Source organism: Streptomyces sp. BE20 (assembly GCF_036322525.1).
Classification (GTDB): Bacteria; Actinomycetota; Actinomycetes; order Streptomycetales; family Streptomycetaceae; genus Kitasatospora.
In genome coordinates this window covers 1-10,135 of sequence record NZ_JAQYWW010000934.1, presented here as the reverse complement: position 1 = coordinate 10,135, position 10,135 = coordinate 1, and the positions used below count along the sequence as shown (strand labels likewise).

The 10,135-nt window shown below is 77.0% G+C and carries 2 protein-coding genes; both read left to right on the top strand.

Going from position 1 to position 10,135, the window contains the following annotated elements; all coding sequences use genetic code 11:
* Positions 1–3,577 (top strand): SDR family NAD(P)-dependent oxidoreductase (locus PUR61_RS21980; protein WP_329880983.1); only part of this gene is annotated, 3,577 nt, incomplete at its 5' end.
* A gap of 79 nt (positions 3,578–3,656) precedes the next feature.
* The coding region (locus PUR61_RS21975; protein ID WP_329880982.1) for a type I polyketide synthase at positions 3,657–10,135 on the top strand (6,479 nt) is incomplete at its 3' end.

Genomic DNA, 10,135 nt, shown 5'->3' with positions numbered 1-10,135 from the left:
CCTCCCCGGCACCGCCTTCCTCGACCTCGCCCTCCAAGCAGCCCACCACACCGACACCCCCCACCTCGAAGAACTCACCCTCCACACCCCCCTCACCCTCCCCGACCCCACCCCCCACCACCTCCAGATCCGCACCACCACCCCCGACACCACCCACCACCGCACCCTCACCATCTCCTCCCGCCCCGAACACACCACCACCTGGACCCTCCACGCCACCGGCACCCTCACCACCCCACCACCGGCCACCGGGGCGGACCTGGTCGGCTGGCCGCCCCCGCGGGCCGAGGCGGTGGACCTGGACGGCCTCTACGACCGGTTCGCCGAGGCCGGCTACGGCTACGGCCCCGCCTTCCGGGGCCTGACCGCCGCCTGGCGACGCGACGACGAGGTGTTCGCGGAGATCGCGCTGGACCCGCGCCAGCACGCCGACGCCGCCGGCTGCACCGCGCACCCGGCCCTGCTGGACGCGGCGCTGCAGGCCAGCGCGCTGCTGACCGGTCAGGACGGGCAGGCCCGGCTGCCGTTCAGCTGGACCGGGGTGAGCGCCCACGCGAGCGGCGCGACCTCGCTGCGGGTCCGCGTGTCGGCGGACGGCCCGGAGGCGGTGCGGCTCGACGCGTACGACCTGGCGGGCCGCCCGGTCCTGACGGTGGACTCGCTGGTGCTGCGCCCGGTGGGAGCCGGCGCGTTCGCACCGGCGGCCGACGGGGACCGGCTGTTCCGGCTCGACTGGCAGGCCGTCGGCGGCGGGCCGGTCGGCTCCTGGGTCCCGCTCGACGCGTTCGACCCGACCGGCGGCGAGGAGCCCGTTCCGCCCGTGCTGTTCGCCGACTGCCCGACCGGTGACGGCATCGGCGCGGACGACAGCGGTACGGACCACGGCGGTACGGGCGGCGGTGCCGACGCCACCGGGAGCACCGACGGGCCCGATCCGGCGGCCCGGCTGCACCGCGCGGTCGCAGGCGCCCTCGCGCTGGTCCGGAACTGGCTGGCCGAGGAGCGGTTCGCCGACTCCCGGCTGGTGCTGCGCACCGTCGGCGCGGTGCGCACCCGCCCCGGCGACCGGCCGGTGGACCTGGCCCAGGCGGCGGTCTGGGGCCTGCTGCGCAGTGTGCAGAACGAGCACCCGGACCGCTTCGTCCTGCTCGACACCGAGCACTCCGGCATCCTGCCGAGCTCGCTGCCGCCCGAGGGCGAGAACCAGCTCGCCCTGCGCGGCTCGGAGTTCCTGGTGCCGAGGCTGGCCGCCGCGGCGCGCCCGGAGCTGCTGACACTCCCGCCGGACGAGCCGCTCTGGCGGCTGGAGGCCACCGGTGACGGCACCCCGGAGGGCGTGGCGCTGCTGCCGTACGTGCCCGCGCCGCTGGGCGCCGGCGAGGTACGGATCGCGGTCCGCGCGGCGGGCATGAACTTCCGGGACGTCGCGGTGACCCTCGGACTGACCCCGGACCAGCAGGGCCTGGGCAGCGAGGGCGCGGGCGTGGTGCTGGAGGTCGGCGCCGAGGTCACCGACCTGGCGCCGGGTGACCGGGTGCTCGGGATCTTCGGCTCGGCCTTCGGCCCCCGGGCGGTGGCGGACCGGCGCACGGTGGCGCGGATCCCGGACGGCTGGTCGTTCGCGCAGGCCGCCTCCGTGCCGGTCGTCTACCTGACCGCCTACTACGGCCTGTTCGACCTCGGCGGCCTGCGCCACGGGGAGTCGGTGCTGGTCCACGCGGCGAGCGGCGGAGTGGGCCTGGCGGCCGTCCAGCTGGCCCGGCACGCCGGGGCCGAGGTCTTCGGCACGGCGAGCGAGCACAAGTGGGGGGTGCTGCGCGAGGCCGGTCTGCCGGACGGACGGCTCGCCTCCTCGCGCACGCTGGAGTTCGCCGACCGGTTCCTCGCGGCCACGCTGGGACGCGGGGTGGACGTGGTTCTGAACTGCCTGGCGCGGGAGTTCGTGAACGCCTCGCTGCGGCTGCTGCCGGGCGGCGGGCGGTTCCTGGAGCTCGGCAAGACCGACATCCGGTCGGCCGAGCGGATCGCGGCCGACCATCCGGGGGTCGGCTACCGGGCCTTCGACCTGATGGAGGCCGGCCCCGAGCGGATCGGCGAGATGCTGACCGAGATCCTGGCGCTGTTCGACCGCGGCGTACTCACCCCCCTGCCGCTGACCTGCTGGGACGTCCGCGAGGCGCCGCAGGCCCTGCGGCACCTGAGCCAGGCCCGGCACGTGGGCAAGAACGTGCTGCTGCTGCCCACCCCGCTCGACCCCGAGGGCACGGTGCTGATCACCGGCGGCACCGGCACGCTGGGCCGCCTGGTGGCCCGGCACCTGGTGACCGGGCACGGCGTGCGCCACCTGCTGCTGGCGAGCCGGCGCGGGCCGCAGGCCGAGGATGCCGGGGCGCTGGTGGCCGAACTGGCCGAACTGGGCGCGCGGGCCACGGTGGCGGCCTGCGACGTCGCGGACCGCGGCGCGCTGGCCGGGCTGCTGGCGGGCGTGCCCGGGGACCGTCCGCTGACGGCCGTGGTGCACGCGGCCGGCCTGCTGGACGACGGGCTCGCCGAGTCGCTGACGGACGAGCAGCTGTCCCGGGTCCTGCGGCCCAAGGCGGACGCGGCGATCGCGCTGCACGAGCTGACCGCCGACGAGGACCTGGCGGCCTTCGTGCTGTTCTCCTCCGGCGCCGGCCTGCTCGGCACCCCCGGGCAGGCCAACTACGCGGCGGCGAACGCCGTCCTGGACGGCCTGGCGGTCCGGCGCGGGGCCGAGGGGCGGCCGGGGCTGTCCGTCGGCTGGGGCCTGTGGGAGGAGCGCAGTGCGCTGACCGAGCGGATCGGCGGCGCCGAGCTGCGCCGGATGGCCCGGGGCGGGGTGGGCGCGCTCTCCTCCGCCGAGGGCCTGGCGCTGCTGGACCTGGCGCTGGCCGGCCCGCACCACTACCTGCTGGCGGCCCGGGTCGACCGGACGGCGCTGCGCGCGGACGGGCCCGCGCTGTGGAGCGGGCTGGTCCGCCGTTCCAGGCCGCGGGCCGCGGTGGCCAGGCCGGACGGGCAGGCCGCGAGCGGTCTGCTGGAGCAGCTCGCGACGCTGAGCGCCGCCGAGTCGCACCGGCTGCTGCTCGATCTGGTGCGCGGTCACGCCGCCGCCGTCCTCGGGCACTCCTCGCCGGAGCGGATCCGGCCGGCCCGCCCGTTCAAGGAGATCGGTTTCGACTCGCTGACCGGCGTCGAGCTGCGCAACCGCCTCGTGACCGCGACCGGGGTCCGGCTGCCGGCCGCCATGGTCTTCGACTACCCGACGCCGGAGGCGCTGGCCCGCCGGCTGGCGGCGAAGGCCGCCGAGCGCTCCCCCGCCACGACCGCCGCGGACCCGGACGCCCTGCTCGCCGGTCTGGAGCAGTGGGAGGCCATGCTCGCGACGCTCGACCCCGAGGCCCCGGTCCGCGAGGAACTGGCGCGCCGGCTGCGCGAGGTGCTGGCGCGCACGGCGGAGCGCCCGCCGGCCGGGGCAGCGAGCGCCGACGCCATCGTCGCCGCGACCGACGACGAGATCTTCGCCTATCTCGACCAGCAGTTGGAGGGGCAGTGAGGCCTCCGCGCCTGACGGCGCGCGCACACGCCCCCGCGCAGGACTCCCCCCTCCTCAAGACGAAGGTGCAGGAAACCCCGTGAGCGACCAGAAGCTGCGCGACTACCTCAACCGCGTGACCATCGACCTCCAGCAGACCCGGGAGCGGCTGCGCGAGGCCGAGGCCAAGAGCCACGAGCCGATCGCCATCGTCTCGATGAGCTGCCGCTTCGGCGGCGGGGTGAGCACCCCGGAGGACCTCTGGGAGCTGCTGGCCGCCGACCGGGACGCGATGACCGGCCTGCCCGGCGACCGGGGCTGGGACCTGGGCGCGCTCGCGGCCGGCGGTTCCCCGGCGCGCGGCGCGTTCCTGGACGACGCGGGCGGCTTCGACCCGGCGTTCTTCGGGATCAGCCCGCGCGAGGCGGTCGCCATGGACCCGCAGCAGCGGCTGCTGCTGCTCGCCTGCTGGGAGGCCGTGGAGCGGGCCGGCATCGACCCGCACGCGCTGCGCGGCAGCTCCACCGGCGTCTACGTGACCGCCGTGGACCAGGGGTACGGCACGCTGGGGCAGAGCGCCCCGGAGGCCGTCAAGGGCTTCCTGATGACCGGCAACGCGATCAGCGTGCTCTCCGGCCGGGTCTCGTACGCGATGGGTCTGGAGGGCCCGTCGCTGAGCGTGGACACCGCCTGCTCGGCCTCGCTGGTCGCCCTGCACCTGGCCGCCCAGGCCCTGCGGTCCGGCGAGTGCTCGCTGGCCCTGGTCGGCGGCGCCAACGTGATGGCCCTGCCCGGCGCCTTCCTGGAGATCGCCCGCCAGGGCGGGATGGCGGCGGACGGCCGGTGCAAGCCGTTCGCGGCGGCCGCGGACGGCACCGGCTGGGGCGAGGGCGTCGGCGTACTGCTGGTCGAACGGCTCTCCGAGGCGCGGCGCAACGGCCACCCGGTGCTCGCCGTGCTGCGCGGCTCGGCCATCAACCAGGACGGCGCCAGCAACGGCCTGACCGCCCCCAACGGCCCCTCCCAGCAGCGGGTCATCCAGGCCGCGCTGGCAGACGCCGGTCTGTCCGGCGCCGACGTCGACGTGGTCGAGGGGCACGGCACCGGCACCACGCTCGGCGACCCGATCGAGGCGGACTCGCTGCTGGCCACCTACGGGCAGGGGCGCCCGGCGGACCGGCCGCTGTGGCTGGGCTCGCTGAAGTCCAACATCGGCCACACCCAGGCCGCGGCCGGTGTGGCGGGCGTGATCAAGATGGTGCTGGCGATGCGGCACGGGGTGCTGCCGCGCACCCTCCACGTGGACGCGCCCACCCCGCACGTCGACTGGTCGGCGGGGGACGTGGAGCTGCTGACCGAGGCACGGGACTGGCGGCCGGAAGGGCGCCCGCGCCGGGCCGGCGTCTCCTCCTTCGGGATGAGCGGCACCAACGCGCACGTGGTGCTGGAGGAGGCCCCGGCGGCGGAGCCCGCGCAGGCCGCGCCCGCCGGCCGGCCGGCGGCGGTGCCGTGGCTGGTCTCCGGGCAGAGCCCGGAGGCGCTGCGGGCCCAGGCGGCCCGACTGGCCGCGCACCTCTCGGCCCGCCCCGAGCTGCGTCCGGTGGACGTCGGCCGCGCGCTGGCCACCACCCGGTCGGCCTTCGAGCACCGCGCGGCGGTGGTGGGCGCGGAGCCCGGCGACCTGCTGCGCGGGCTGACCGCCCTGGCCGAGGACGCCTCCGCGCCGGGCGCGGTGTCCGCCCGCGCGTTCGGCGACGGGCGGGACCGGACGGTGTTCGTCTTCCCCGGCCAGGGCTCGCAGTGGCTGGGCATGGCCCGTGAGCTGCTCGTCGAATCCCCGGTCTTCGCCCGCTCGGTGGCCGACTGCGCCGAGGCCCTGGAACCGCACGTGGGCTGGTCGCTCGTCGAGGTGCTGCGCGACGAGCCGGGCGCGCCGCCGCTGGAGCGGATCGACGTGGTGCAGCCGACGCTGTGGGCGGTGATGGTCTCGCTGGCCGCGCTGTGGCGCTCGTACGGCGTCGAACCGGCCGCCGTGGTCGGCCACAGCCAGGGCGAGATCGCCGCCGCCGTGGTGGCGGGCGCGCTGAGTCTGGCGGACGGCGCCAAGATCGTCGCACTGCGCAGCCGGCTCCAGCGGCCGCTGTCCGGCACCGGCGCGATGGCCACGGTGAACCTGCCGGCCGCGCGGGTGCGCGAGCGGCTGCGCCGCTGGGAGGGCCGGCTGTCCGTGGCCGCCGTCAACAGCCCGACCTCGGTGGTGGTCTCCGGCGACCCGGCCGAGCTGGCCGAGTTGCTGGCCGCGTGCGAGGCCGAGGGGATCCGGACCCGGCGGGTGGCCGTCGACGTGGCGAGCCACTCGGCGCACGTGGAGAGCGTGCGCGAGGAACTGTTGGCGGCGCTGGCCGACGTACGGCCGCTGGAGGGCCGGGTGCCGTTCCACTCCGCCGTCACCGGCGGGCGGCTGGACGCCGCCCGGTTGGACGCCGGCTACTGGTTCCGCAACCTGCGCGAGACCGTGGACTTCGACGCGGCCCTGCGTTCGGCGCTCGGCCACGACGGCGCGGCGCTGGTGGAGATCAGCCCGCACCCGGTGCTGGCCGTGCCGATGCAGGACGTGCTGGAGGACGTCGGGCACACCGACAGCGTGGTGCTCGGCACGCTGCGCCGTGACGAGGGCGGGCTCGCGCGCCTCCTGTTCGCGCTGGCCCAGGCGCAGGTGAACGGCGTGCCGGTGGACTTCTCGCCGCTCTTCGACGCGCACCCGGGCGGCCCGGTGGAACTGCCCACCTACGCGTTCCAGAACCGCCCGTTCTGGCTGGACACCTCGGCCTCGCCGGTGGCGGCCGCCGACCCGGCCGACACCGACTTCTGGGCCGCCGTGGACCGCGAGGACGCCGACGCGGTGGCGGCGACCCTGGGCGTGAGCGCGGACGGCTGGCGCGAGGTGCTGGCACCGCTGGCCGGCTGGCGGCGCCACCGCCACGACCGGACCGTGCTGGACGGCTGGCGCTACCGGCTCGCCTGGCGCCGCCTGCCCGAGCCCGCGGCCACCGCGCCGCAGGGCACCTGGCTGCTGGTCAGCGGCGCCGGGGCGCCCGACGCGGACCCGGCAGGCGAGCGGCTGGCCGCCCTGCTGACCGCGGCCGGCGCCGAGGTGCTCCCGGTCGTCGTCGACGATCCCTCGGTCGACCGGGACACGCTGGCCGAGCGGCTGCGCGCGGCGCTGGAGGGTCGCCCCCGGCCGACCGGGGTGGTCAGCCTGCTCGGGCTGGACGACCGGGTGGTGCCCGGACTGCCCGCGCTCCCGGCCGGTCTGGCGGCGACCACCACGCTGGTGCAGGCCCTGCTGGAGCTGGACGCCGGGGCACCGCTGTGGTGCCTGACCCGGGGCGCGGTCGCCACCGGCGGAAGCGAGCGGCCGAGCCACCCGCTGCGGGCCCAGGTCTGGGGCCTGGGCCGGGTGGTGGCGCTGGAGCACCCGGCGCTCTGGGGCGGCCTCGTGGACCTGCCGCCCCTCGACGGGCCGTCGGCACGGGACGACGCGCGGGCGGCGGCCGACGAGCGGGCGCGGGACGACGAGCAGGCGCTCGGGCGGCTGCTCGCGCTGCTGGCGGGCGACGGCGCCGAGGACCAGGTGGCGCTGCGCCCGGACGGGGTGTTCGCCCGCCGGCTGGTGCGGGCCGCCCAGGCCACGGCCCGGCGCGACTGGCGCCCGAGCGGCACCGTGCTGATCACCGGCGGCACCGGCGGCCTGGGCGCCCAGGTGGCCCGGCAGCTGGCCCGGACCGGCGCCGAGCACCTGGTGCTGGTCAGCCGGCGCGGCGAACGGGCACCCGGCGCCGCCGAGCTGGCCCGCGAGCTGGGCGTGCTGGGCTGCCGGGTCACCCTGGCCGCCTGCGACCTGGCCGACCTCACCGCGCTGCGCGCGCTGGTGGACGGGCTGGCCGCGGCCGGCGACCCGGTGCGCGCCGTACTGCACACCGCCGCCGCCGTGCAGCTCGGCACCGTCCGGGAGCTCGGGCCCCAGGAACTGGCGGCCACCCTGGAGGCCAAGGCCCTGGGCGCGGCCCACCTCGACGAGATCTTCCGGGACACCGAGCTGGACGCCTTCGTGCTGTTCTCCTCGGTCTCCGGCGCGTGGGGCAGCGCGGACCACGGCGCCTACGCGGCGGCCAACGCCTACCTGGACGCGCTGGCCGAGCACCGGCGCGGCCGGGGCCTGGCGGCCACCTCGATCGTCTGGGGCATCTGGAGCGCGGCCGGCGGCGGGCTGGCCACCACCGAGCTGGAGCGCCAGCTGATGGAGCGGGGCATCCCGTTCCTGGACCCCCGGCTCGCGCTCGCGGGTCTGCAGCGGGTGCTGGACGACGACGAGACGACCGTCCTGGTCGCCGATGTCGACTGGGCGCGGTTCGTGCCGGTCTTCACCTCGGTGCGGCCCAGCCCGCTGATCGCCGAGATCCCCGAGGTCAGGGCGCTGGCGGAGGCAGCCGAGGCCGAGCGGGGCGAGGACGGCGAGGCGGGCGCCGCGCTGCGCCGCGCCCTGCGCGGGCAGTCCGACGCCGAGGTGGACCGGATCCTGCTGGAGCTGGTCCGCCGGCACGCCGCCGACGTGCTCGGGCACGACTCGGTGGACGCCGTCACGCCCACCCGCGCCTTCCGCGAGCTGGGCTTCGACTCGCTGATCGCCGTCGAGCTGCGCAACCGCCTGAACGCGGCCACCGGCCTGCGGCTGCGCACCACCGTGGTCTTCGACCACTCCTCGGCACAGGCCCTGGCCACCGCGCTGCGCGGCGAACTGCTGCTCGACCGGGCGCGGCCGGAGCCCGCGTCGGCCGGCACCGCGGGCGACCCGGACGAACCGATCGCCATCGTCTCGATGAGCTGCCGCTTCCCCGGCGGGATCGACGAGCCGGAGAAGCTGTGGCAGCTGCTGCTGGACGGCGGCGAGGCGATCGGCGCGCTGCCCACCGACCGCGGCTGGCCCGCCGACCTGTACGACCCGGACCCGGACCGGGCCGGCCACTCGTACGTCAAGGAGGGCGGCTTCCTGTACGACGCGGGCGACTTCGATCCGGCGTTCTTCGGGATCAGCCCGCGCGAGGCGGTCGCCATGGACCCGCAGCAGCGGCTGCTGCTGGAGAGCTCCTGGGAGGCGCTGGAGCGGGCCGGTCTCGACCCGGCCGGGCTGCGGGAGAGCCGGACCGGGGTCTTCGTCGGCGTCAACTACCAGGACTACACCTCGATCGCGGCCGCCGGTGCGCCGGAGGGCACCGAGGGCCACCTGGTGGCGGGGGCCGCGGCCTCCGTCGTCTCCGGGCGGGTCTCGTACACGCTGGGCCTGGAGGGTCCGGCGATCACCGTCGACACCGCGTGCTCCTCCTCGCTGGTCGCCCTGCACCTGGCGGCGCAGGGGCTGCGCAGCGGCGACTGCTCGCTGGCGCTGGCCGGCGGCGTGGCCGTGATGGCCACCCCGGGCGTGTTCGTCGGTTTCTCGCGCCAGCGCGGGCTGGCCGCCGACGGGCGCTGCAAGGCCTTCGGCGCGAGCGCGGACGGCATGGGTCTGGCCGAGGGCGTGGGCGTGGTGCTGCTGGAGCGGCTCTCCGACGCGCGCCGCAACGGCCACCCGGTGCTCGCGGTGCTGCGCGGTTCGGCGGTCAACCAGGACGGTGCCAGCAACGGCCTGTCGGCGCCCAACGGGCTGGCCCAGCAGCGGGTGATCCGTCAGGCGCTGGCGAACTCCGGGCTGTCGGCCGCCGAGGTGGACGCGGTGGAGGCGCACGGCACCGGCACCACGCTGGGCGACCCGATCGAGGCGGACGCGCTGCTGGCGACCTACGGGCGGGAGCGGCCCGGGGACCGGCCGCTGTGGCTGGGTTCGCTGAAGTCCAACATCGGCCACACTCAGGCCGCCTCGGGCGTCGCCGGGGTGATCAAGAGCGTGCTGGCGCTGCGTCACGCCGTCCTGCCCAGGACCCTGCACGCGGACGAGCGGACCCCGCACGTCGACTGGTCGGCGGGCGCGGTCGAGCTGCTGACCGAGGCGCGCCCGTGGGAGACCGAGGACGGGCGCCCGCGCCGGATCGCCGTCTCGTCGTTCGGTTTCAGCGGCACCAACGCGCACGCCGTCCTGGAGCAGGCCCCCGAGGAGGCCGTCGCCCCGCCGCGGGAGCGCGCACCCACCGAACTGCCCTGGCCGGTGTCGGCCAGGAGCGCGGAGGCGCTGGCCGCGCTGGCCGGCCGGCTCGGCGGGCAGCTGCGCGCCACCGGTGGCGATCCGGTGGACGTCGGCCACTCGCTGGCGACCGGGCGGGGTGCCTTCGAACACCGGGCGGTGCTGCTCGGCGGCGACCGGGCGGGCGCGCTGGCGGCGCTGGCCGCCGGCGGCCAGGACCAGCACCTCGTGCGGGGCGTCGCGGACGCCGGCGGCCGTCGGGTCTTCGTCTTCCCGGGGCAGGGCTCGCAGTGGGCCGGCATGGCCGTCGAACTCCTCGACACCGCACCCGTCTTCGCCGAGAAGATGAACCAGTGCGAACAGGCCCTCGCCCCCCACGTCGACTGGTCCCTCACCCAACTCCT